We start from the raw sequence: 23,470 nt of genomic DNA, 5'->3' as shown, positions 1-23,470 counted from the left end.
AATTCGGGCGTGTCGTTGCGCGCCTTTGCGGAGCCTGCCTCCGTTCCCAAAAAACAATCGGCATGATGAGGTGCGAGCATGGCTCAGGCGCTGGGATTCGACTTCGGCACAACCAACACAGTTTTGGCGACGGCGGACGGGCAGACGACGCATTCGATGGCCTTCACGAGCGCAGCCGGCAGCGCCGACAGCATGCGCACTGCATTGTCCTTCATGAAGGATCCGCAACTCGGCGCGTCCGCCTTGAAGGTCGAGGCCGGTCACGCCGCGATCCGGCAATTTATCGACAATCCGGGCGATTGTCGGTTCCTGCAGTCGATCAAGACCTTTGCGGCAAGCGCTCTTTTCCAGGGCACACTCATTTACGCAAAGCGTCACAGTTTCGAGGATCTGATGGAGGTCTTCATTCGTCGCCTGCGCAACTACGCCGGTGACAACTGGCCGTCCGATATCAAGCGCATCGTTACGGGCCGCCCGGTGCATTTTGCCGGCGCGAACCCTGATCCGGTTCTGGCGACAAAGCGCTACAACGAGGCACTTTCCCGCTTCGGCCTTCCCGAGGTTCATTATGTCTACGAACCCGTGGCGGCGGCATTCTACTTCGCGCAGAATCTGAAGTCGGATGCCACTGTGCTTGTCGCCGACTTCGGTGGTGGTACGACCGACTATTCGCTCATCCGCTTCGAAACAGTCGGCGGAAAACTGACAGCAACCCCGATCGGTCATTCGGGCGTGGGAATTGCCGGCGACCACTTCGACTATCGCATGATCGACAACATCGTGGCCCCGCAGATCGGCAAGGGGAGCCATTTCAAGAGTTTCGACAAGATCCTTGAAGTTCCGACGAACTATTATTCGAGCTTCGGCCGCTGGAATCAGCTCTCCATCTTCAAGACATCGCGCGAATTCGAGGATCTCAAAAAGCTCGTGCGCGCGGCACTCGAACCCGAGAAGCTTGAGACGTTCATCGATCTGGTCGATCACGACGAGGGTTATCCCCTCTATCAGGCCGTATCGGCCACGAAAATGGCGCTCTCCGCGGCCGACGAGGCTGCTTTCGACTTTGCCCCCCTCGGTCGCGGTGGACACCGGACAATCCGCCGGGCCGATTTCGAAACCTGGATTGCAGATGACCTCGCGCGAATCGAGGCGGCGCTTGATGATGTGCTGGAAAAGACCAACACGACATCTGAGATGATCGATAAGGTGTTCCTCACGGGTGGCACGTCGTTTGTCCCGGCTGTGCGTCGCATCTTTACCGAGCGCTTCGACAAGGACCGCATCGAGACAGGCGGCGAGCTCCTTTCCATCGCGCACGGCTTGGCACTGATCGGCGAGCGCGAGGACATCACGCAATGGACGGTGCAATAGGTCGTCTTGCGACCAACGCGCTCTTTCTTTGACGTCGCGGCTTCGCTAAAGTCGCTGCCATGATCTCCGCCAACGAACTTTCTCCGGGCGAACTCGCCGCGCTTCTGCATTTCCATGCCGAATCGGGCGTGGAATGGCTGCTCGAAGAGGAAGCCGTCGATCGCTTCGCTGAGTTCCAGGCGATGAAGGCGGCCAAGCGGAGCGCGGCCTCGGCGCCGCAGGCCACCGAAGCTCGGGAAACCTCTGCCCGCCCGGCAGTTCAGGCGACGCAAAGGAACGCCCCTGCCCCCGAGCGTGCGGCTTTGCGCCCGCAGCCTTCGATCCCCGATGGCGAGGCCGTGCAACAGGCACGCTTCGCGGCCGAAAGCGCCCGTTCGCTGCCGGAGCTGAAAACAGCGATTGAGGAATTCAATGGATGCAATCTCAAGCACAGCGCACGTTCGACGATCTTCGCTAGCGGAGATGCGACCAGCGGAATCATGGTCATCGGTTCGGCGCCAGGGGCCGACGACGATCGTGAAGGCCAACCCTTTGCCGGGCGAGCTGGCCAACTGCTCGACAAAATGCTCGCGGCCATCGGCCTGCAGCGCGATGCCATAGTGCTGACGCAGGTCATTCCCTGGCGACCACCTGGCAATCGCATTGCGTCGACCGCCGAGATGGATATCTGCCGTCCTTTCATCGAGCGGCAGATCGCGCTTGCCGAGCCGAAGGCGATTCTCGTGCTCGGCAATTTTGCCGCCCGGGTCTTTTTCGGCGAGAACGATACGATTCACGGCTTGCGCGGGCAATGGCGGGAGGTCGCGGTCGGAAACCGCATCGTTCCTGCGATCGCGACATTGCATCCGCAAGATCTATTGACGGCACCGGTCAACAAACGATTGGCCTGGAACGATCTTTTGGCTTTTCAGGCCAAACTGGCAGCACTCTAATATGCCCTCCAAATAGGCAAATCTAAACGTTTCATGAAAATATCCATGCGCTTTGTGCATACCTGCCGCTTATTCTAATGCATTGAAAACCTCATGCTGCAGTGCAATATTGTGGTGTGTCTTGGGAGGAATCAACAGGAACCAAGGCAATGACTGCACGTTTTCGTTCTATCCACTGCGGGTTTGAAACCCTTCGCCTTGCCAATGAGCAGGGTCGCTCAACGCAAAGCTACAGCCGCATCGGCTTCGCCACAAACGAGCAGATGGTTGCTCGTGGGACTGGCGCCAGCGGGCGCATCGCGCGTCCCGCCACGCTCTTTGCGGATTTCCAGCAATACTGAGGTCGAGGCTGGCATTTGCTGGCCTCTTGCCCATTGCGCGCTGTATCACCAAGCGCGATTCTCGCCGATCTGGCCGCGCCCTGCCGCACTATCTGGTCCCCCAGTGGAACGCCTCATCAACATACGCGAACTTAATCGCTTGCCACAGACTGTACTGCTCGACGAACGAGCGCGAGATCCAGAGTACAGGTTTCCTGTCGGTCGCATTCCAGCCAAGAGATCCTTGCTGCGCCGCCTTGGCGAACAGCCGCTGCAAATGCGTGCGCGATATCATGAAATCCGCCGCAGGGCGCGACTGTCGACATGACCGACCACAACGCGGTCGGGGTCATTTCCTTGCAGATCGATCCGGGAGACAAGATGATCGACGATCAGCCCGCCAGCATCGTTCCACAGGAAAAGCGCCACATGCTCTGAGGGCTCCCGCCACTGCGGATCCTGAAGGCAATTGCGCGCGATCCGCGGCTGCATGATGCGGATCAATTCAGGGTGGGCTTGAACATGGGCAACCCGGCTTCCGCCATCCAGCAGATCAAGGGCTCCCAGGTTCGAGACCAGCCAGCCAAACATCGCCTGATGACTGATTTCCGCCGGCTCGAACTGGCGAGGGCGCCGCCGCTCCGCCCCCGGCTCGTAGGCGATGAAGCGATAGGTGAAGAGTTCGTCGATGAAGCTCAGCACCGTGTTGCGGCTGGCCACCTTGCGGGAGGTGATCTCGCCCGTCAGCCGAACGGCAGTGAAGCCTGAGGCCGGATCAGCAGGATCGCGCTCCATGGCGAGGGCATAGGCGGTCTGCGTCAGCAGCCAGCGTTGCTGAGAAGCAAGCAATCGTGCCAGTCGCGGGCCAGCATCGAACATGCCGCGCATGCGCCCCGCGTGGAAGCGGATCGCTAGGATGAACTTCGGGTTTGCAACCAAGTCTTCGGCACTAAAAGGCATTTTTCTCCCGACGCGCACATGCCCGGCGTCGGCACCCCCGGCACCACGCCGTCCGATCAATCCATAACATGCGCATTCGCGAATAAATGAAGCTTCGTCAAGTTCATAAGGCGCAACAAGCGTTCGGATAGGTTCACTATGTCGTTTCAATTTATCCCGCATAACGAGAGAACGTCAGCGACACCATCACAAAGCTAGGATTGAGGCGGCTCTCACGATCCGGCTTGCCGAGCGGCGCGGCGCTCCAGATCAAGTTGGTGCTCGCGGTAGATGATGAATATCCCGGCTGCCACGACAATTGCAGTCCCCACCAGCGTGCTGCCGCCTGGGACATCGCCAAACACAAAATAGGCGATGACGCTTCCGATGACGATCGATGTGTACTCAAACGGAGCAACCGTCGAGACATCTGCGTGCCGATAGCTCTCCGTTAACAGGATTTGCGCCACGCCCCCGCAGAAGCCGGCCGCAACGAGAAGCAATTGCGGTTTCAGATCAAGGACCTGCCAACCGAATGGAACCGTCACGAGCGAGAACGCCGTGGCAATGATCGAAAAATAGAGAACGATTGTTGCCGTCTTCTCTTCCTCCACCAGTCGCCGCACCTGAATCATCGCCATGCCGCCGAGCACGGAAGCCAGCAGCACCGTGATGGCACCGATCGCCTGCTCGGCATGGATGCCGCCCTCGCGAAAAAGGGTGAGCTTCGGCCAAGATATGATGGCCACGCCCACCATTCCGAAAAGTACCGCACTCCAGCGGTAGATTCGCACGGTTTCACCGAGGAACAGCGCCGCAAAAATCACGGCGACAAGCGGCATCGCGTAGCCGAGCGCAATCGCCTCCGGCAGCGGCAGGTGCAGCAGCCCGTAGAAGCCTAGTCCCATCGATATGATGCCGAGCGTCCCCCGCTTCAGGTGTCCGATCGGATTGGCCGTATAAAATGCCGATCGCAATTGTCCACGATAAGCCAGGTAGGCCATGATCGGAAACAGCGCGAACAAGGAACGGCAGAAAGTCACCTGCCCCGGCTGAATGTCGCTGCCGGCAAGCTTGATGAAGGTCTGCATTGCAAGGAAGACAACAACCGAGCCGACCTTGAACGCAATGCCCCTCATCGGGTTTACCGTAGCCGACCGCATGTCTTGCACTCTTGTATTGCTGTTTTGAGGCAGGAGAACGCGCCAGACTCGACGCAGCGTGACTGTGACAGTCGTTGTGCCGAATGAACAGATAGAAAATCGGAAAGTTTACAGAGCCCCCGAGCAGACAGATGATCGCCACGCCATGCTCGATAGGCGTGGCGACCGAGGGAATTGGTACAAATCCCGAGATCTCAGCGTCGGAAATACGAAGCAGGTTCGTCGTTCAGCGAACTCAAGACGATGAGGATCAAAGCAGCCGTCAGCCTCAAATCCCGTTCCCAGGTCCGCCCAAATATAGCCGCCTCCAGTGTCTCCAAATCTTCCGCTGCCGCGATTTCGCTTTAACTTTAGTTCAGACTTTAATGTAATCATGCCCCCAAAATTTGTGGCGGAGTGCCCACTCCGCAGACGAAGCAGTCATCCGCTCAAGGTCTTCAGGGAACATCATGCGTACAGATACCGGCCAGGTCATCAATCTGGCAGACTACCAGCCCACCGAATTCGTTCTGGAACGCGTGGACCTTACGTTCGAACTCGATCCCACTGAAACGAAGGTCGAAGCGCGACTGATCTTCCATCGCCGCGAAGGCGTCGATCCCAAGGCCTCGCTGGTGCTCGATGGCGATGAGTTGACGCTTTCCGGCCTGCTGTTCGACCAGATCGAAATGCCGGCGGACCAATATACCGTGACGCCGGAAAGCCTGACAGTCCGCAATCTACCGGCATCCGATCCGTTCGAATTGACGATCACAACGATCATCAACCCCGAAGCCAATACGAAACTGATGGGCCTCTACCGCACCGGCGGTATCTACTGCACGCAGTGCGAGGCAGAAGGCTTCCGCCGCATCACCTATTTCCCCGACCGCCCCGACGTCCTGGCGCCTTACACGGTCAATATCATTGCCGACAAGGCCGCCAATCCGCTGCTGCTGTCGAACGGCAATTTCCTCGGCGGCGCCGGCTATGGCGAAGGCAAACACTTTGCCGCCTGGTTCGATCCGCATCCCAAGCCGAGCTATCTCTTCGCGCTGGTCGCCGGCGATCTCGGCATCATCGAAGACACGTTCACGACGATGTCCGGTCGCGAGGTCGCGCTGAAGATCTATGTCGAGCACGGCAAAGAGCCGCGTGCCGCCTATGCGATGGACGCGCTGAAACGCTCGATGAAGTGGGACGAAGACGTCTTCGGACGCGAGTATGATCTCGACATCTTCATGATCGTCGCAGTCTCCGATTTCAACATGGGCGCCATGGAGAACAAGGGGCTCAATGTCTTCAACGACAAGTACGTCCTTGCCGATCCGGAAACGGCCACCGACAGCGACTACGCCAACATCGAAGCGATCATTGCCCACGAATACTTCCACAACTGGACCGGCAACCGCATTACCTGCCGCGATTGGTTCCAGCTGTGCCTGAAGGAAGGATTGACCGTCTATCGCGACCACGAGTTCTCGGCCGATCAGCGCTCTCGCCCGGTCAAGCGCATCGCCGAGGTTCGTCACCTGAAATCCGAGCAGTTCCCGGAGGATGCAGGTCCGCTCGCTCATCCCGTTCGACCAATAAAATACCGTGAAATCAATAACTTCTATACGACGACTGTCTATGAGAAGGGCAGCGAAGTTACGCGAATGATCGCAACGCTGCTCGGCAAGGAGACGTTCAAGAAGGGCATGGACATCTACTTCGATCGTCATGATGGCCAGGCTGTGACGATCGAGGACTTCGTCAAATGTTTCGAGGACGCCAGCGGACGCGACCTTACACAGTTCTCACTCTGGTATCATCAGGCGGGCACGCCGCTGGTTACGGCCTCCGGCTCATACGATGCCGCAGCGAAGACCTTCAGCCTTTCGCTGGAGCAGATGATCCCCGCAACGCCCGGCCAGTCCGACAAGAGGCCGATGCACATCCCGCTGAGCCTTCAGCTCTTCGCAGAGGATGGTGCAGCCGTGGCTCCGACCTCCGTCGAAGGTGCGGAGTATGCGGGCAGCGTGCTGCATCTGACCGAGCGCGCGCAAACGGCCGCATTCCACGGCGTTCCAAAGCGGCCGGTTGTTTCGATCAATCGCAGCTTCTCAGCACCGATCAATCTCCATTTCGACCAGTCGCCCGCCGACCTCGCCCTGCTTGCCCGCTGCGAGACAGACCATTTCGCGCGCTGGCAGGCGCTGACGGACCTTGCACTTCCGAACCTTCTGAAGGCGGCGCGCGATGCCCGCGAAGGAAAGACTGTCGGTTCTGAGCCGACATTCGTCGACACCCTGGTTATTGCCGCCGCTGACGAGGGCCTCGAGCCCGCCTTCCGCGCCCAGGCGCTGGCCCTGCCAAGCGAAGCCGACATCGCCCGCGAACTCGGTGGCAACATCGATCCAGACGCCATCCATGCCGGACGCCAGGCGGTTATGAAGCACCTCGCCGACGCGGGACGGGACACCTTCGTTGCACTCTATGACTCGATGACAACGCCGGGCGCCTTCAGCCCGGACGCAACGAGTGCGGGTCGCCGTGCCTTGCGCAACGCTGCACTGACTTACCTCTCCTACACGGAGCATTCGCCGGCTCGCACCAAGGCTGCCTTCGATGCTGCCAACAACATGACCGACCTGCTGCATGCGCTGACGATCCTTGCGCACCGTTTTCCGGAGAGTGCGGAAGCTGTCGAAGCGTTGTCGATCTTCCGGGATCGCTTCGCTGAAAACGCACTGGTCGTCGACAAGTGGTTCTCGGTGCAGGCAACCATACCCGGCACCGGCACCCTCGATCGGGTGCTGAAGCTGATGGAGAACCCTCTGTTCAACAGGACCAACCCCAATCGCGTTCGTTCGCTTGTCGGCACCTTTGCTTTCGCCAATCCGACGGGCTTCGGCCGCGCCGATGGAGAAGGCTACCGCTTCCTCGCCCGTGAGATCCTCGACATCGACCGGCGCAACCCTCAGTTGGCGGCCCGCATCCTGACGTCAATGCGCTCCTGGCGCTCCCTGGAGCCGGTTCGGCAGGACCACGCCCGCGTGTCCCTGTTGGAAATCGAACGGGCTGCCGAGCTTTCGACCGACGTCCGCGACATCGTCGAACGCACTCTCAAAGGGTGATTTGCCATCGCAAGTCGCTGCACCACCCACAGCGGCTTTCCGATCGCCGAAGAAAATTCAGCATCTAGAATCGGTTAACAAATTTTTACCTTTTCCTCTGGACAAGGCGAATCACCAGTGATTCATTGAGCAAGGTTCGGGCGAGCGGCGCTGCGAATCACACGAGGGATCAAGGCTGAAGAGATGATGAACGTGCGGCGGGCAACCGCAGCCGACGGACGGCTGCGTGTCGATTTCGACGACCTCCTGGCCTGGCGTGATAGCTTTTCAGCCAGGCGCTCCCGCGTTTCCTCGTCGTCCTCGCGCAACCTCTCCCAGGTCGAAATCGTCCTGAAGCGAATTATACCGATTCTGATCGTAGCCTTCCTTACGGTTGTGGCTGCATCGCACTTTTTCGGAATGGTCTCCGAGTATGGTCGGACAGAGGCCGCCGCCCGCCATTCCACCGCACTTGCCGCCGCGACTGCCGCTGCGGCCTTCGCCGATGCCAACCCGATATTCGAAACCGCAGACGCCATGCAGGCGCAGGCTCGGCTGGCGCGCTTTCTTCCGCAGGATCGCCTGGACGATGACGCCTTCGTGCTGCTGGTGCAGCCGAGCGGCAAGGTGTTCGCAGCAACGGCAGCTGGCTCAGCCTATCTTGGCGCCAGCGTCGGCGATTTTTTCTCGGAGATCTCAGCGATCCGCCGTTTCGGCGATCGCGCCGGCGTCATCGAAACGACGATCAGCGGCCGTCCCCACTACGCCGAGATTACTCTGATCAGCGGTTCCGGGGGTTATGTCATCGCCGCGACATCGCTGGAGCGGATCGGCAAACTCTGGCGGGACGACGTCACGCTGAACGTGACACTCTTCGCAGGCATCTCCTCGATCCTGCTCGTCATCCTATACGCCTACTACATGCAGGTGAAGCGCGCCCGCGATGCCGACGATATCTTTCTAGAGTCGAACCTCCGCGTCGAAACCGCGCTGTCGCGCGGCCGCTGCGGACTTTGGGACTTCGATTTCGACAGCCGCGAATTCTACTGGTCGCGCTCGATGTACGAGATGCTGGGCCTTCCCGCTTCGGAGCGGACGATGTGCTTCAGCGATGCGGCCCGCCTGATGCATCCGGATGACGGCGGTGTCTACGAAATCGCCCGGTCGATCGCCCGTGGCGATGCCGGTCAGGTCGACCAGATATTCCGCATGCGGCATGCCGGCGGCCATTATGTCTGGATGCGGGCTCGCGCCCAGGTGATCCGTACCAATTCCGGCCGCGTCCACATGATCGGGATCGCAATGGACGTGACCGAGCAGCATCGCCTCGCCCAGCGTTACGCCGAGGCCGATCAGCGGCTGGCCGACGCCATCGAATGCACATCGGAAGCCTTCGTGCTATGGGATAAGAACGACCGTCTCGTCATGTGCAACGCGCATTTCCAGCAGGCGTACGGACTTCCCGATAGCGTTCTGGTCCCGGGGACCGAGCGCACACTTGTCAATGCCGCGGCAGCACGCCCGGTGATCGAACGCCGCATCGCCGACGCAGATGGCTCCGGCTACTCCCGTACGACCGAAGTGCAGCTTGCTGACGAGCGCTGGCTGCAGATCAATGAGCGCCGTACGCGCGACGGCGGCATGGTTTCTGTCGGCACCGATATCACGTTGCTGAAACGCAACCAGGAGCGTCTGCGTGACTCCGAACGCCGGCTCATGGCGACGATCGGTGACCTCTCCGCTTCCCGTCAGACTCTGGAAAGCCAGAAGGCTGCACTCTCTGTCGCCAACTCCAACTATCTCGTCGAGAAAGAGCGCGCAGAAGGCGCCAACCGGGCGAAGAGCGAGTTCCTGGCGAACATGTCCCACGAGCTTCGCACGCCGCTCAACGCAATCCTCGGCTTTTCGGAAATCCTGCAGGATCAGATGTTTGGCCCGCTCGGCTCGTCGAAGTACAATGAATACGCGCGCGACATCCACGATAGCGGCAAGCACCTCCTGAACGTCATCAGCGATATTCTCGACATGTCGAAGATCGAAGCAGGCCACATGAAGCTTGAGTGCGAAACGATCGATCTCGCGCCGCTCATCGAAGAAAGCCTTCGCTTCACCGCGATCCCGGCCGCACAGAAGAATATCTTCGTCGAGCAGCGCATTTGCGATGGCATGAGGCTGACCGCCGATCGCCGCGCAATGAAGCAGATCCTGCTCAACCTGCTCTCCAACGCGGTAAAGTTTACCAACGAAGGTGGCCGTATCGCCGTTCGCACTCGTCGCACCAACAGCGGCGTCATGCTGACAATTGCCGACACCGGTATCGGCATCCCTCACGCGGCGCTCGGCAAGATCGGCCAGCCTTTCGAACAGGTGCAAAACCAGTACGCAAAGAGCAAAGGAGGCTCTGGCCTCGGTCTCGCGATTTCTCGTTCGTTGACGACCCTTCACGGGGGCAAAATGAAGATCCGGTCGCGCGAGGCGATCGGCACCGTCATTTCACTGCACATTCCGAACAACGGCCACTAAGATTTCACTACCGTCTGGAAAATTTTCCTGACGGCTTTCGAAAGACGCTTGATCTCTCCCTCAAGCGTCTTGATGTCAGGGCAGTCACCGGCACGGGAAACGAGATCGGTGAGGCCCGCCGGAGCTTCCTTGGGATCGAACAGACCGTCGATGCACAGGCGGATCAGCTGCGAAATATCCGTATAGAGCGACAGCGCTGCCAGGCAGAGTTCCATGTCATCGCGGTCCATCAGCTCCACACCGATAAGCTTCACCTGCCCCGCCGTGTTGAAGTCGTCCTCCTCAACGGCGATGCCCTTCGTGGAGGCCACTAGCCGCAGATACTGCGCGATGAATTCGATATCGATCAGTCCGCCGGGAATAAGCTTCAGGTCCCAGATGCTGGCCGGCGGCTTTTCCTGCTCTATCAAGGCCCGCATCGCGGACACGTCCTTGGCGACCTTTTCTGAGTCGGTCTTCGAGAAGAGCACTTCGGCGATGATCCGCTCGGCCTCACCGATCAGTTCTCTGTCTCCGCACACGAGGCGGGCACGCGTCAGCGCCATGTGTTCCCAAGTCCAAGCCTCATCACGCTGATATTTTTCGAAGGACTTGAGGCGGGTAGCGACCGGCCCCTTGTTTCCCGACGGCCTGAGGCGCATGTCGACCTCATAGAGTACGCCCTCCGCCGTCGGCGCCGAGAGCGCCGAGATCAGCCGTTGCGTGACGCGGGTGAAGTAGCGCGCCGCGTCGAGAGGCTTGGGGCCAGAGGATTCGGCGGCTTCATCGTCGTAGTCGTAGAGCAAGATGATATCGATGTCAGAGCCGGCAGTGAGTTCGAAGCTCCCGAGCTTGCCCATGCCGACGACAGCCACGCGGCCGCCCGGAAAATCGCCATGTGCCGTCCTGATCTCCTTCATGACGGCATCGAGTGCCGTTTCGAGGACGAGATCGGCCAAATGCGTGAAAGCCCGGCCGGCCATGGCGCCCCGGATCGCGCCGGTCAACAGCCGGATGCCGATGAGGAAGCGCTGTTCGTAGGCGAAGATGCGCAGCCGATCCAGCACCTCCTCATAGTACCGCGCGGGCGCGAGAAAGCCGCCAATGCGTTCCGCGAGATAGGCGCGCGTCGGCAATTCCGCCATCAGGCCGGGATCGAGCATGCCGTCGAAAACATGCGGCTTGGCGGCAATCACCTCAGCCAGCTTCGGCGCAGAGGACATGATGTTGACGATCAGCGATAGGAGCGCCGGGTTGCTGCCGAGGAGCGAAAACAATTGAATGCCTGCGGGCAGGCCCGAGAGAAAGCTGTCGAACCGCAGGATCGCCTCATCGGCGCGTTTGCTCTCACCGAACACGTGCAGCAGTTCCGGCGTCAGCTCGGTCAGGCGCTCGCGCGCCTCCACGGACTGCGTCGCCTTGTAGCGACCGTAATGCCACGTGCGGATGACACGGGAGATATCGGAGGGTCGTTCGAAGCCCAGCTTGCGCAGCGTGTTCAGCGTATCGGGGTCATCGGCCTGTCCGGTAAAAACCAGATTGCCCGTTTCCGTTGAAAGCTTGGTCTCCTGTTCGAACAGGCGAGCATAGCGTCGCTCGACCGTTTTGAAGACCTCGACCAAGCGCGCGGCAAAACTCGACGTGTCGTCGTACCCCATCATGAAGGCGATGCGCTTCAGATCGGTTTCGGTCTCGGGCAGAAGATGTGTTTGCTCGTCGTGCACCATTTGAATTCGATGCTCGACATCGCGAAGGAACCAATAAGCCTCGGTCAGCTCGTCCCGCGTTTCCTCGTCAATCCATTTCGCCTTTGTCAGCTCCGCCAACGTCTCCTCGGTGCCGCGGCAACGAAGTGCCGGCATCCGGCCACCGGCGATCAACTGCTGTGTCTGCGCGAAGAACTCGATCTCGCGGATGCCGCCGCGACCGAGCTTGACGTTGTGGCCCTTGACCGCGATCGCGCCATGCCCCTTGTGGGCATGGATCTGGCGCTTGATGGAATGAATATCGGCGATGGCGGCGTAGTCGAGATACTTGCGAAAGACGAACGGAACGAGCCCGCGCAGGAACTGCTCGCCAGCCTGGATATCGCCAGCGACGGCGCGCGCCTTGATGAAGGCGGCACGCTCCCAGTTCTGCCCCCTGCCCTCATAGTAGATCATCGCCGCATCGACAGGGATGGCAAGCGGCGTTGAACCTGGATCGGGCCGCAGCCGCAGATCGGTTCGGAAGACATATCCATCCGCCGTACGCTCCTGCATGATCCGCACCAGCCGTCGCATCAGCCGCGGGAAGATTTCGATCGCGTCGTCCGGATCCGGGATGATCCCTGCCTCTTCGTCGAAGAATACGACGAGATCGATATCGGACGAGTAGTTGAGTTCGGAAGCGCCGAGCTTGCCCATGCCGAGGACGATCAGGCCCGAGCGCTCGCTGGGAGCGGAGACATCCTTTAGCGTGACCTTGCCCCCGTCATGGGCGGCAAGCAGCAGGTGGTCTATCGCCGCACCGACAGACGCTTCCGCAAGCTTGCTCAACCAGGCCGTGGTCGCGCGACCCTCGAATATCCGGGCGAGATCTGCCATGGCGACAAGGAAGGCGACCTTGCGCTTGATGATACGCAGGCGGCTCATCACGTCGGCTTCACTCGGCAGATCGCCGCTTGCCGCCGGCTTCCAACATGCGCGCGCTTCTGCGATCAGCCCCTCTATCCGGGGTTCCAGCGGCTCCGAAATTGCAGTTGCGAGAATTGCCGTATCGATATTCGCGATGTCACGCAGATAGGGAGACAAGGTCAGCGCGGCCGTGATGAAGTCGCGAAATCCGCCTTCCGCCTTGAGCATCTCCGCCACATCGGGCTCGCTCTTGCCGATCCTTTGGAGATCCGCTTGCGCAAGCTTCAGCTCGCTCTTGTTCAGAGGCTTCAGCAACCCGTCGGCGACTTCAACAAGGCTATGCCTCGAACTCGTCAGCATGCACCCTCCCTGGCAAACAGAACCGCAAACCGCCGGGAGAATCATAGCAACTTCCGGCAATTACGCTCTAAGGTAGGGTCTGTGGCGGCAATGGCCAACATCGAATTCGATCCGCTGCCGCCATGATGGTCAGCGCTATTTCACCGGAAAGATCATGCTGACGGTGAGACCTCGCTTCTCCTGATTCTGCGGATCAGTGTCGGCCAGCTCCAGTTTCCCGCCATGCAATTCCATGACCGCCTCCACCAAGGAGAGGCCAAGACCGGTGCCGGGCTTGGAGCGGCTTTCATCCAGCCGCACGAAGCGCTTCAGTACATCTTCGCGCTTCTCGGCCGGGACACCTAGCCCGCGATCAGCGATGGAGAGGCAAATGCCATCGGCGCGGCGAAGCAACTTCAGCGCGATATCGCCGTGGCCTTGCGCATCCGAGGAATACTTGATGGCGTTGTCGATGAGATTGAAAATCGCTTGGCCGATCAGCTCGCGGTTGCCCTGAACTTCGATGTCAGGCTCGATCGACGAGGTGAGCGCAAGCCCTGCATCATCGGCGACGGGCTCATACAGTTCCGCGCTGTCTGCGACGATGGCGGAGAGATCGACCAGCGACATTTCGGCGGCGACCGAACCCGCCTCGACGCGCGAAATCATCAGCAGAGCATTGAACGTGCGGATCAACTGATCGGACTCGGATATGATCCCCTCAAGCGCGGTGCGTCGCACCTCGGCGTCTGCGGTATCCAGGGCGTCGGTAGCCTTGTTGCGCAACCGCGTCAGCGGGGTCTTCAGGTCATGCGCAATGTTGTCGGAAACTTGCCGCAACCCTTCGTTCAGCTTCTCTATCCGGCCGAGCATCGTATTGAGCGAGACGGACAGACGATCGAACTCGTCGCCTGAGCCCCCGACCGGAAGCCGCTGCGAGAGATCCCCGGCCATGATCTTTTTGCTCGCGTCGGACATGCGGTCGATGCGCTTCAGGGCGTTTCGACCGATGCCGAACCAGATGATGATGGCCCCGAGGCCCATGATCGCGAGAGCGATCATCAAAGCCTGCCTTACCAGCCCGCGGAATGCCTCAGGCTCGCCGAGGTCGCGGCCGATTAGCAGACGCAGCCCGTTGTCCAGCACGAAAATGTTGGCAACGGCCATATGCCGGCGGCTGAGGCCGCTATCGGCGTAGCGCTGATACATAAAGGGCAAGGAAGTCCACCCCTCTTCATCGAGCACACCGGGCTGCACGGATGCGACGTTCCCGGCAAGGATATCGCCCGAGGGACCGGCAATGATGTAGAGATTGGCGCCGGGCTGGCGCGCGCGGCGCTCCATCGTGCGCAGAAGGAGATTCATGCCGCCGGCGTCGTAGGCCCGCTGGACCTGGTCCACTTCCTGCTGCACGGCTTCGCGGATCTGGTTCGTCAGAAGCCGCTCGGACATCGCCGTCACATAGAAAACCAGCGTCGCGGCGCAGATGGCAAAGAGCAGAATGTAAAGTGCCGAAAGGCGGACTGCCGTGGACTTGAAGACAAACCAGAAACGGTTCATCCCTCGTCCTTGATCATATACCCCGCGCCGCGAATGGTCTTGAGAAGCGGCTGGCTGAAGTCCTTCTCGATCTTGGACCGCAGCCGGGAAACGTGCACGTCGATGACGTTGGTCTGTGGATCAAAGTGGTAATCCCAGACGTTCTCGAGAAGCATCGTGCGGGTCACCACCTGGCCGGCGTTCTTCATCAGATATTCAAGCAGACGGAATTCGCGCGGCTGCAACGGTATCTCCTTGCCTCCGCGGCGGACCTCATGCGCAAGCCGATCGAGTTCAAGGTCGCCGACGCGGTAAACAACGTCCTGGTCCGGCGCCCCCTTGCGACGACCGAGCACCTCGACACGCGCAAGAAGTTCGCTGAACGCATAGGGCTTCGGCAGATAGTCGTCGCCGCCCGCTCTGAGGCCGGTAACGCGGTCGTCCACCTGACCGAGGGCAGAGAGAATGAGAACAGGCGTGTGGATTCCCTTGCGGCGCAATTCGCTGATGACGGACAGACCGTCGCGGCGCGGCAACATGCGATCGATGACGATCACGTCGTAGGTGTTTTCCGAGCCCATGAAGAGCCCGCTTTCGCCATCGCTTGCGTGATCGGCCACGATGCCCGCCTCACGAAACGCCTTGGTGAGATAGACGGCTGCTTCGAGGTCGTCTTCGATGATGAGAATCTTCATGCGGCCGACATTACCCGCCGGTTGCGTTTCGGCAAGGCTCAAAGCTTCTTCCTGTTGCACAAAGGTCATTGCGATCACCTGCAGATATTGGCGAAAGGGAGCCGCGCCCAGAAGGCGCGGCTCCCCACTCTGTCAGGGTTGGGAGGATTAACCCTGGCCGTTGATCGGAAGGGCGACGAAGCGGCTACCGTCCTTCGACTGGATCTGGAAGAGTGCCCGCGTGCGGCCATCTTTCTTGGCCTGGTTCAGGACCTTGACGACATCATCGGCTTTGGAGACTTCCTGGTTGTTGACCGAGGTGATCTTCTCGCCTTCCTTGATGCCCTTGTCGGCAGCGTCGGAGTCCGGGTCGATACCAGTGATCTGAAGCCCCTTGCCATCGTCAGAAGGCCCAACCGTCAGGCCGAGGTCGGCAAGTGCCTTTTCGGAAGCAGGAGCCTGGGTTTCCGGCGCCTGATCGCCGTCGTCAGCGGAAGCATCCTTCTGTTCAGCAGGCAGCGTGCCAAGTTCGACCGTCAGAGACTGAGCCTTGCCGGAGCGCCAGACGGAGAGCTCCACCTTCTTGCCGGGCGTCATGGCGCCGATGCGGCGGCTGAGGTCGCGGGCATCCTTGACCGTCTCGCCGTTGACGGCGGTCACCACGTCGCCAGCCTTCATGCCCGCCTTCTCACCCGGCGTACCTGCCTGAGCGGAGACAACAAGCGCGCCGCTCGCCTCGGAAAGGCCGAGCGAATCGGCGATGTCCTTGGTAACGGGCTGGATCTGAACGCCCAGGTAGCCGCGGGAGACTTGTCCATCCTTCATGAGGTCGGCAACGACATCCTTGGCCGTAGACGCCGGGATGGCAAACGCAATACCTACACTGCCGCCGGACGGAGAGAAGATCGCGGTGTTGATGCCGACGACTTCGCCATTGAGATTGAAGGTCGGGCCACCGGAGTTACCGCGGTTCACTGCGGCGTCAACCTGCAGGTAGTCGTCATACGGACCAGAGCCGATGTCGCGGCCACGTGCCGAGACGATACCGGCTGTTACCGTGCCGCCGAGACCGAAGGGGTTACCGACCGCAACAACCCAGTCGCCGACGCGAACATTGTTGTCATCCGCCCAGTTGACGTAGCTGAACTTGCGGCCTTTGCCATCAACCTTGAGAACGGCGAGGTCCGTACGCGGATCCTTGCCGATCAGCTTGGCATCAAGCTCGGTGCCGTCGTTCATCACTGCAACGAAGGCTGCGCCATCGGAAACGACGTGGTTGTTGGTGACGATGTAACCATCCTCAGAAATGAAGAAGCCCGAGCCCTGGGCAACCGGACGCAGGCGGCCCTTGCCATCCTGCGGGCCATGGTGCGGAGGACCACGGCGATCCTGCTGACCTTGCTCACCGAACTGACGGAAGAAAGGCTTCAGGGCATCCGGAAGATCGTCGAAGCCGCGACCGTTGAAGTCGAAGGCGAAGCCGTTGGCATCATCATCGGACACCGGTTTGACGCGATTTTCGACACGTACCGAAACGACCGCCGGCGAAACGGCATCGACGACGTTCGCGAAGCTCGGAACGGACGGAGCCTGAACCTTGACAGCTTCGGCATAGGAGCGAGTGATTTCGAGGGGAATACCGGTCGCAAGCACCGCAGCGGCAAGACCCGCGACGGTCGAGGCCTTCAGCGCGGTATTGAGCGACGGAGCTTTGATATTCTTGAACATGAGTGGCACCTTCTTTGACTTCAACATCTACAGGATCAGGATGACCGGATCGGTTGATGAAGGAAGATATAGGACGGCACACCTTACTGCGAACTGTCCGAGCGATGAAAAATTCGTAATGTGCAATACGATCGCATTGCGATCCGGTGGAGCAATCTCTCTCGACTAAAGCGCTGGGAGTCGATAAGCCTCCTGCTACAACCGGAGGAGGACGAAACCATGGCCCATGTGGTCACGGGAGAGGATTTTGCGCCCGATACTGCTGCGCTCGCCGCCGTCATCTTCGGTGTCACCGCCTTCGCGGTTGCACAGGGACTGACCTATCCGCTGATTTCTCTTGTCCTTGAGCATCGCAACGTTTCGCCGAGCCTCATCGGCTTCAACGCCGGTTGCTTTGCAGCAGGTTTGGCCGTGGCGACGTTCGCGGTGACGTGGCTGTCGCGAAAAGTGCGGGGCGACCGGCTGATCGTCGCCGGCCTCGTTGGCTGTGCGGTCAGTCTCTCGACCTTCGCGACATTCGACACTTTCTGGGTGTGGTGCGTCGCCCGATTTTTTCTTGGCTTCTTCGTCAGCCTCATCTTCATGCTGAGCGAGGCCTGGCTCAACACGGCCTGCCCTGACCGCCTGCGCGGGCGCGTCTCAGGTCTCTATGGGGCAGGCATGTGCGGTGGCTTTGCCGCGGGTCCGCTGGTGATTCCGATCTTCGGCACGGAGCAAGGCTTTGCCTTCGCGCTGCTTGCCATCTACGTCGCCTGCGTCGCCTTCCTGACAATCATCCTTACCAGGAGAGCACGGACGCTTCCCGAGCAGGCCGCATCAGGAGCGCTCTTCAAGTTTGTCAGAAGCGCACCGATGCTGATCTGCATGGTGGTCGCATTTGCATTCGCCGATATTGCCGCCATCTCAGCCATGCCGGTCTATTTCGTCCGGCTCGGCTATTCCGAGGCGTTCGCCGCCATCAGCGTTACAGTGCTCGCGCTACCGACCGCACTTGCCCAACCGCTGGTCGGCTGGCTTCTCGACAAGACCTCGCGCTTCGGAGTCGCCATCTGCTCCGGCCTCCTCGCGGGGCTGAGCTTCATCGCGATCCCGTTTCTTCAGTCGCAGGCAGCAATTTTGGTGATGTTCGGCATCATGGGAGCAGCGAGTTTTTCGCTCTACACCTGCGCCTTGACGATTCTCGGCGAACGTTATGCCGGAGATACGCTTGTCGCTGGAAGTGCTGCCTTCGCCCTTGCCTATGCCCTCGGCAGCGCGGCGGGCTCGTCCTCGGTCGGCGCGGTGATGGACGTGTATTCGCCATCTGCAGGACCAGTCGCGGCCGGCTGCGTGGTGCTGGCATTCACCGCGGCACTCGTCGCATCAGTGGTGCGAGGCCGCCTCCGCAAGCGGTCGTAAGATCACTCGTCGAGCAGTTCGCTCAAACGGGCCTGTTCTTCGGCCGTCAGCTTGGAGCCCGTCGGCTTGCCCGCCCTCTTCCGCGCGAAGACGATCAGCGACAGGCCGCCTGCAACAACCAGCAGGAGCGGAGCGCCCCATAGAAGGATCGTCTTCGTTTCAAAGCGCGGCTTCAACAGCACGAACTCGCCATATCGAGAAACGATGTAGTTCATCACCTGTTCGTCGGTGTCGCCATCGGTGAGCCGCTCGCGCACCAGCAAGCGCAAATCTTTCGCAAGCTCGGCGTTGGAATCGTCGATCGACTGGTTCTGGCAGACCATGCAGCGCAGTTCCGCGGAGATCGCCCGGGCTCGCGCCTCGAGCGCAGGATCGGCAAGGACCTCATCCGGATTGACGGCCAAGGCGGTCAGCGGCACGACGAGAACAAAAAGAGCAGCGAGAAGCCCGGAGACAAAGCGCGACCCCCGCTTGATGCGCCGAAGCTCGCCTCCCCTCATTCCTGTGCCTGTCACAGGAATCCAGCCATGGTGCGTGCGCGCCATGAATGAACCTTTGTCCACGAATGTGTCTTCTGCGCCGAAAGACTTCGGCGCGCTTGATTCCTGTGACAAGCACAGGAGCGACAGAGACGGTGCGCCGGTCATTCCGCCGCCTCCACTGCAGGAGCCGCGGGCTTCATCAGCTTTGCTCTCCGGCTCGGAGCGCCTACACGCAGACGCCGGTCGCTGAGCGAAACAAACCCACCGATCGCCATGATCACCGCACCGCCCCAGATGCAGAGGATGAAGGGCTTCCACCAGATACGCACGACGATACCGCCATCGTCCGTAGGATCCCCGAGGGACATGTAGAGCTGGCTAAGGCCGAAAGTCAGAATGCCGGCTTCCGTGGTCGGCATTTGGCGTGCCGCGTAGATCCGCTTGGATGACCAGACATCGGCCACCTCCACGCCACCGCGGCCGATGCTGAAGTGGCCTCGCTCCTCGCTGTAGTTCGGGCCAGTGGCCGGCTTCATGCCGTCGAAACGCACGGAGTAGCCTCCGGCCTCCACGGTCTGGCCGGGTTTCATCTCGAGCACATGCTCGGTTTCGAAGGTCGTGACCGCGACGATGCCGAGGACGGCGACGCCCAGCCCAGCATGGGCGAGCGCCGTGCCGAAGGCCGAGCGCGGCAGGCCGGCAAGGCGCCTCCAGGCGACAGAAGCCGCGACCTTGCCCACGCCCGCGCGGTACGAAAGATCGGCAATCGCGCCGAAAATCAGGAACAAAGCGGCAGCCAGCCCGAGCACGGCAAGCACCGGGCCGCCATGCTCGATATAGAAAAAAATGACCGCCGTAACAAAGGCCAGGGTCGCAACCAGATAGAGCCGCTGGAAAACAGCCAGCAAGTCACCGCGCTTCCATGCCAGCAGCGGACCGAAGGGGACGATCACCAGCAGCGGCGCCATCAACAAGCCGAAGGTCATGTTGAAGAAGGGCGGTCCGACCGAGATCTTGTCGCCGGTCAGCGTCTCCAGCAGCAGCGGATAGAGCGTACCGGTCAGCACGGTGCCACAAGCCACGGTGAGGATCAGATTGTTGAGGACGAGCGCCCCTTCGCGCGAGATGGGAGCGAACAAGCCGCCTGCCGACAGGAGCGGCGCGCGGAATGCGAAGAGCGACAGCGCGCCGCCAATGAAAACCAGCAGAATGCACAGGATGAAGACGCCGCGCGACGGATCGCTGGCAAAAGCATGTACCGACGTCAGGACGCCGGATCGGACAAGGAAGGTGCCTATGAGCGATAGCGAGAACGTCAGGATGGCAAGCAGCACCGTCCAGATCTTCAACGCCTCGCGCTTTTCCATGACGAGCGCCGAATGCAGCAGCGCCGTTCCGGCAAGCCATGGCATGAATGATGCATTCTCGACCGGGTCCCAAAACCACCAGCCGCCCCATCCAAGCTCGTAGTATGCCCAATAAGAACCCATGGCGATGCCGAGCGTCAGAAACGTCCAGGCAGCCAGCGTCCAGGGGCGCACCCAGCGCGCCCACGCGGCGTCGATGCGCCCTTCGAGCAGCGCTGCCACGGCGAAGGAGAAGCAGACGGAGAAGCCGACGTAGCCGAGATAGAGCAACGGCGGGTGGATCGCCAAACCGACGTCCTGCAGGACAGGGTTGAGGTCCTTCCCCTCGGCCGGGGCCGGATCCAGCCGCATGAAGGGGTTGGAGGTAAGAAGGATGAACAGGATGAACGCGACCGATATCCAGGCCTGAACGGCAAGCACGTTTGCCCGAAGCGAGTCCGGCAAATTGCGCCCGAAGGCTGCAACCAAAGCGCTGAAGAGCACCAGGATCAGCAGCCAGAGCATCATCGAGCCTTCGTGATTGCCCCAAACGCCGGAAAACTTGAAAAGCAGCGGCACCAGCGAATGCGAATTCTCCCAGACGTTCGCCACCGAAAAGTCGGAGACGACATGGGCGTAAGTCAGGACGGCGAACGAGAACGTCACCAGCGCGAACATCGCAAGGGAGCCTACGGACGCGACGTCCATCATCGCCCGGTCGAGGCGCCGTGCACCGATCACTGGAACAACGGAGATAATGAGCGCTGTGGCAAGCGCCAGGATAAGAGCATAGTGGCCGATCTCGATGATCATTGCACCGCCTCTCCTTCCTTCCAGAGCCCTTGCGCCTTCAGCTTGTCGGCGACTTCCTTGGGCATGTATTTCTCGTCGTGCTTGGCGAGCACCGTATCGGCGGTGAAGACATCGCTGCCGGTTTCGAAACGGCCCTCGGTCACGACCCCTTGCCCCTCGCGAAAGAGGTCGGGGAGAATGCCGGTATATCGTACCCTGACCAGGTCGCCAGTCGCGTCGGTCACGGCAAACTGCACCGTCGATCCAGCGCCGCGCACGATGCTGCCGTCGCCGACAAGACCGCCAAGCCGGATCCGGGTTCCGGGCGGCACCGGATTTTTCGCGATATCCGCCGGCATATAGAAATAGGCGACCGACTGGCTGAAGGCGAACATGACGAGCAGCACGGCGGCAATGATGAAACTCATGCCGCCACCGATGATTGCCAAGCGTTTCTGCTTGCGCGTCATTCCGTCATTCCTTCCGTCGCGATGTCGAGCTCTCGTGCCAACGCCAGCAGCTGCTTGCCTTGCTCGCTGCCTGCCGGAAACGCTGCCAGTCCGCGCTTCAGCGCTCCAACCGCACGATCCTTGTCCTTCAATACGACATAAGAGCGGACAAGCCGCAACCAGCCTTCTAGATTGTTCGGGTCTTCGGTGAGCTTTGCATCGAGGCTTTCCACCATGCCCTGAATCATTTGCTGCCGATCGCCCGTGTTCATGCTCTCGGCGGAAGCAACGTCTGCCTGCGTCGGATTGCCCGGCGCCTGCCCAGCGCCGCCCGGCGACTGACCACCGTTCTTCGCAATATGCTCGGCGACCAGCGGCATCCAGGGCGCGTCGGCGGGCGATTGCTTGGCGAGGGCTTCAAAGGCGGCCTTAGCCTCGGCAGCCTGGCCCGTCTGTTCCATGCCGAGCGCAAGGTAGAAGCTCGCCTTCGGATTGTCGGGCTGCAGTTGAAGCGACTGTTCCAACACCTTGCGCGCATCTTCGGTGACGACGCCGTTCGAGGTCGCCATCAACGTCTCGGCAAGTCCGTCCAGCCGCGCAGCACTTGGCCCGAGCAGACGGATCGCATTGCGATAGGCGGTCTCGGCTTCGGCAACGCGCATGGTGTTGAAGTAGATCGGCGCCAGCACCTCCCAGCCCCTGCCGTCATCGGGGCTCTGCGCCAGATGGCGCTCGGCCTTGACGATCAGGATCGCCATATCGTTGCCGGGGTTCTCAATTCGGGCTTCCAGCGGCTGCGACGGCAAATCCGGTCGCCCCACCAGAATGTAAAGACAGAGCCCCACGACCGGCAGCATCAGCAGCACGAAGGCTTCGGAGAGACGGTGATGCTTGGTGACCTTGCGATCGGTGACCGGTACGACCGAGACGGTGATCAGCCGTCGGCCGATTTCGGCCCGCGCATAGTCCGCTTCCTCGGCTGAAATCAGACCGCCGGCAAGGTCGCGATCGAGCTCTCGCAACTGATCGCGATAGACGGCAGCCTCGCCGGCGCGCGTATCTTCGACCGCTCTCGCTCCACGCAAAAGCGGATAAAGCAGAATGACAGCAACGGCCGCCGTCAAAACGGCCACAAGAATCCAGAAAAGCATAGGCGCCAAATACTCGAAGCGAACGTCTATTCCAACAAGCAAAGCCGCAATGACGATTATTTGAGGCGTTTGGCCGCAATACGCCGCGTGCGGCTCATCCTATCGTCCGTTCGATGCTGCAAAACCGACTAACCGAGCGGCGACCAGCTACCATTGTCGTTTCTGCAGGCGGAGCCGCGCGCCACCGTCTCCTTGCCGTCGATCGTCACGCTGTGGGTATACTGGCGGCAATTCTGCGAGCCGACCTGATAGGGCGCAGCCGCGACGACCTTGCCGCTGACATTGCGCCCGCTCCAGACGACGGGCTGTCCGACGCCGGCCCCTTCCAAGGCACGATACTCGGCTTCGAGGGCGCGCTGGCGGTCGCTGTCGCTGAGTTCCACGTCGCTGCGACCGATGATGCCGCCCTGCAACGCCGCAATATAGGTGGCCGAAGCCGGAGGCTTCCGCGAGAAAAGACCGCCGGAGCCACCGCTCTTCGTCGATTGACATCCAGAAAGCGTCATGGCGACGAGAAGCGAGGAAACGATCATGCCTTGCGAGCGTAGCATCATTCAGCCGAACCAGAATCAGGTGTCAATCAACGAGCCACACGCGCACCAAGCCGTGTCGGCAATAAGGCAAAGCATGCTATGCAATCGCCCAAGTCTATG

Annotated in this window: 16 protein-coding genes and 1 pseudogene; 6 read left to right on the top strand and 11 right to left on the bottom strand. The window is 60.6% G+C overall.

Going from position 1 to position 23,470, the window contains the following annotated elements:
- Nucleotides 1–78 precede the first annotated feature (78 nt).
- The 3 genes from ACSQ9D_RS04000 to ACSQ9D_RS03990 all read left to right on the top strand — a co-directional run bounded on the left by ACSQ9D_RS04000 (nt 79) and on the right by ACSQ9D_RS03990 (nt 2,644).
- Entirely contained in the window at nt 79–1,371 is a 1,293-nt protein-coding gene (locus tag ACSQ9D_RS04000) for an Hsp70 family protein (protein ID WP_436281242.1), read from the top strand.
- Between the two features lie 59 nt (nt 1,372–1,430).
- Nucleotides 1,431–2,303, top strand: coding sequence for a uracil-DNA glycosylase family protein (locus ACSQ9D_RS03995; protein WP_436281241.1), 873 nt, complete (start codon nt 1,431–1,433; stop codon nt 2,301–2,303).
- A gap of 149 nt (nt 2,304–2,452) precedes the next feature.
- Complete coding sequence (locus tag ACSQ9D_RS03990; protein WP_436281240.1) at nt 2,453–2,644, top strand: hypothetical protein; 192 nt, start codon at nt 2,453–2,455, stop codon at nt 2,642–2,644.
- A gap of 88 nt (nt 2,645–2,732) precedes the next feature.
- Here ACSQ9D_RS03990 and ACSQ9D_RS03985 read toward each other — a convergent pair.
- A pseudogene (locus tag ACSQ9D_RS03985) lies at nt 2,733–3,583 on the bottom strand (hypothetical protein).
- 212 nt (nt 3,584–3,795) lie between these two features.
- On the bottom strand, nt 3,796–4,725 hold the full coding sequence (locus ACSQ9D_RS03980) for a DMT family transporter (RefSeq protein ID WP_436281239.1): 930 nt from the start codon (nt 4,723–4,725) through the stop codon (nt 3,796–3,798).
- A gap of 449 nt (nt 4,726–5,174) precedes the next feature.
- On the opposite strand from ACSQ9D_RS03980, the gene pepN reads away from it, so the two are divergent.
- The gene (gene pepN / locus ACSQ9D_RS03975) at nt 5,175–7,823 is read left to right on the top strand and encodes an aminopeptidase N (protein WP_436281238.1); all 2,649 of its coding nucleotides are present in this window, start codon (nt 5,175–5,177) and stop codon (nt 7,821–7,823) included.
- Nucleotides 7,824–8,006: 183 nt separating this feature from the next.
- Nucleotides 8,007–10,325, top strand: a complete 2,319-nt coding sequence (locus ACSQ9D_RS03970; protein ID WP_436281237.1) for a PAS domain-containing sensor histidine kinase — start codon at nt 8,007–8,009, stop codon at nt 10,323–10,325.
- Here ACSQ9D_RS03970 and ACSQ9D_RS03965 read toward each other — a convergent pair.
- The 4 genes from ACSQ9D_RS03965 to ACSQ9D_RS03950 form a co-directional block, all read right to left on the bottom strand.
- Nucleotides 10,322–13,279 carry a bifunctional [glutamine synthetase] adenylyltransferase/[glutamine synthetase]-adenylyl-L-tyrosine phosphorylase gene (locus tag ACSQ9D_RS03965; protein ID WP_436281236.1) on the bottom strand — a complete coding sequence of 986 codons (2,958 nt, stop codon included), beginning with the start codon at nt 13,277–13,279 and terminating at the stop codon, nt 10,322–10,324. The two genes, ACSQ9D_RS03970 and ACSQ9D_RS03965, sit on opposite strands and share 4 nt — an antisense overlap.
- A gap of 135 nt (nt 13,280–13,414) precedes the next feature.
- On the bottom strand, nt 13,415–14,818 hold the full coding sequence (locus tag ACSQ9D_RS03960; protein ID WP_436281235.1) for a sensor histidine kinase: 1,404 nt from the start codon (nt 14,816–14,818) through the stop codon (nt 13,415–13,417).
- Nucleotides 14,815–15,561 carry a response regulator transcription factor gene (locus ACSQ9D_RS03955; RefSeq protein WP_037117173.1) on the bottom strand — a complete coding sequence of 249 codons (747 nt, stop codon included), beginning with the start codon at nt 15,559–15,561 and terminating at the stop codon, nt 14,815–14,817. The genes ACSQ9D_RS03960 and ACSQ9D_RS03955 overlap by 4 nt, the downstream gene beginning before the upstream one ends.
- Before the next feature lie 78 nt (nt 15,562–15,639).
- Complete coding sequence (locus tag ACSQ9D_RS03950) at nt 15,640–17,199, bottom strand: Do family serine endopeptidase (protein WP_436281234.1); 1,560 nt, start codon at nt 17,197–17,199, stop codon at nt 15,640–15,642.
- A gap of 219 nt (nt 17,200–17,418) precedes the next feature.
- On the opposite strand from ACSQ9D_RS03950, the gene ACSQ9D_RS03945 reads away from it, so the two are divergent.
- The gene (locus ACSQ9D_RS03945; protein WP_436281233.1) at nt 17,419–18,597 is read left to right on the top strand and encodes an MFS transporter; all 1,179 of its coding nucleotides are present in this window, start codon (nt 17,419–17,421) and stop codon (nt 18,595–18,597) included.
- Nucleotides 18,598–18,599: 2 nt separating this feature from the next.
- Here the strand turns inward: ACSQ9D_RS03945 and ACSQ9D_RS03940 are convergent, their stop codons facing one another.
- From ACSQ9D_RS03940 to ACSQ9D_RS03920, 5 genes are all read right to left on the bottom strand, one after another.
- Nucleotides 18,600–19,097 carry a cytochrome c-type biogenesis protein gene (locus ACSQ9D_RS03940; RefSeq protein WP_436283761.1) on the bottom strand — a complete coding sequence of 166 codons (498 nt, stop codon included), beginning with the start codon at nt 19,095–19,097 and terminating at the stop codon, nt 18,600–18,602.
- A 143-nt stretch (nt 19,098–19,240) separates the two neighbouring features.
- The gene (locus ACSQ9D_RS03935) at nt 19,241–21,238 is read right to left on the bottom strand and encodes a heme lyase CcmF/NrfE family subunit (RefSeq protein ID WP_436281232.1); all 1,998 of its coding nucleotides are present in this window, start codon (nt 21,236–21,238) and stop codon (nt 19,241–19,243) included.
- On the bottom strand, nt 21,235–21,687 hold the full coding sequence (gene ccmE / locus ACSQ9D_RS03930) for a cytochrome c maturation protein CcmE (protein WP_037117179.1): 453 nt from the start codon (nt 21,685–21,687) through the stop codon (nt 21,235–21,237). The genes ACSQ9D_RS03935 and ccmE overlap by 4 nt, the downstream gene beginning before the upstream one ends.
- Complete coding sequence (gene ccmI, locus ACSQ9D_RS03925) at nt 21,684–22,817, bottom strand: c-type cytochrome biogenesis protein CcmI (protein WP_436281231.1); 1,134 nt, start codon at nt 22,815–22,817, stop codon at nt 21,684–21,686. Before ccmI ends, ccmE begins: the two co-directional genes overlap by 4 nt.
- 128 nt (nt 22,818–22,945) lie before the next feature.
- On the bottom strand, nt 22,946–23,371 hold the full coding sequence (locus ACSQ9D_RS03920; RefSeq protein WP_024313762.1) for a membrane protein: 426 nt from the start codon (nt 23,369–23,371) through the stop codon (nt 22,946–22,948).
- Between the last annotated feature and the right edge of the window lie 99 nt (nt 23,372–23,470).

Source organism: Rhizobium sp. LjRoot258 (assembly GCF_964254185.1).
Lineage (GTDB): Bacteria > Pseudomonadota > Alphaproteobacteria > Rhizobiales > Rhizobiaceae > Rhizobium.
This window is presented reverse-complemented; position numbering and strand designations above follow the sequence as displayed.

Excerpts from the sequence above, each read along its gene's own strand:
- ACSQ9D_RS04000 (WP_436281242.1), top strand. The coding sequence starts at position 79 with ATGGCTCAGGCGCTGGGATTCGACTTCGGCACAACCAACACAGTTTTG.
- ACSQ9D_RS03995 (WP_436281241.1), top strand. The coding sequence starts at position 1,431 with ATGATCTCCGCCAACGAACTTTCTCCGGGCGAACTCGCCGCGCTTCTG.
- ACSQ9D_RS03990 (WP_436281240.1), top strand. The coding sequence starts at position 2,453 with ATGACTGCACGTTTTCGTTCTATCCACTGCGGGTTTGAAACCCTTCGC.
- ACSQ9D_RS03980 (WP_436281239.1), bottom strand. The coding sequence starts at position 4,725 with ATGCGGTCGGCTACGGTAAACCCGATGAGGGGCATTGCGTTCAAGGTC.
- pepN (WP_436281238.1), top strand. The coding sequence starts at position 5,175 with ATGCGTACAGATACCGGCCAGGTCATCAATCTGGCAGACTACCAGCCC.
- ACSQ9D_RS03970 (WP_436281237.1), top strand. The coding sequence starts at position 8,007 with ATGATGAACGTGCGGCGGGCAACCGCAGCCGACGGACGGCTGCGTGTC.
- ACSQ9D_RS03965 (WP_436281236.1), bottom strand. The coding sequence starts at position 13,279 with ATGCTGACGAGTTCGAGGCATAGCCTTGTTGAAGTCGCCGACGGGTTG.
- ACSQ9D_RS03960 (WP_436281235.1), bottom strand. The coding sequence starts at position 14,818 with ATGAACCGTTTCTGGTTTGTCTTCAAGTCCACGGCAGTCCGCCTTTCG.
- ACSQ9D_RS03955 (WP_037117173.1), bottom strand. The coding sequence starts at position 15,561 with ATGACCTTTGTGCAACAGGAAGAAGCTTTGAGCCTTGCCGAAACGCAA.
- ACSQ9D_RS03950 (WP_436281234.1), bottom strand. The coding sequence starts at position 17,199 with ATGTTCAAGAATATCAAAGCTCCGTCGCTCAATACCGCGCTGAAGGCC.
- ACSQ9D_RS03945 (WP_436281233.1), top strand. The coding sequence starts at position 17,419 with ATGGCCCATGTGGTCACGGGAGAGGATTTTGCGCCCGATACTGCTGCG.
- ACSQ9D_RS03940 (WP_436283761.1), bottom strand. The coding sequence starts at position 19,097 with ATGAGGGGAGGCGAGCTTCGGCGCATCAAGCGGGGGTCGCGCTTTGTC.
- ACSQ9D_RS03935 (WP_436281232.1), bottom strand. The coding sequence starts at position 21,238 with ATGATCATCGAGATCGGCCACTATGCTCTTATCCTGGCGCTTGCCACA.
- ccmE (WP_037117179.1), bottom strand. The coding sequence starts at position 21,687 with ATGACGCGCAAGCAGAAACGCTTGGCAATCATCGGTGGCGGCATGAGT.
- ccmI (WP_436281231.1), bottom strand. The coding sequence starts at position 22,817 with ATGCTTTTCTGGATTCTTGTGGCCGTTTTGACGGCGGCCGTTGCTGTC.
- ACSQ9D_RS03920 (WP_024313762.1), bottom strand. The coding sequence starts at position 23,371 with ATGATGCTACGCTCGCAAGGCATGATCGTTTCCTCGCTTCTCGTCGCC.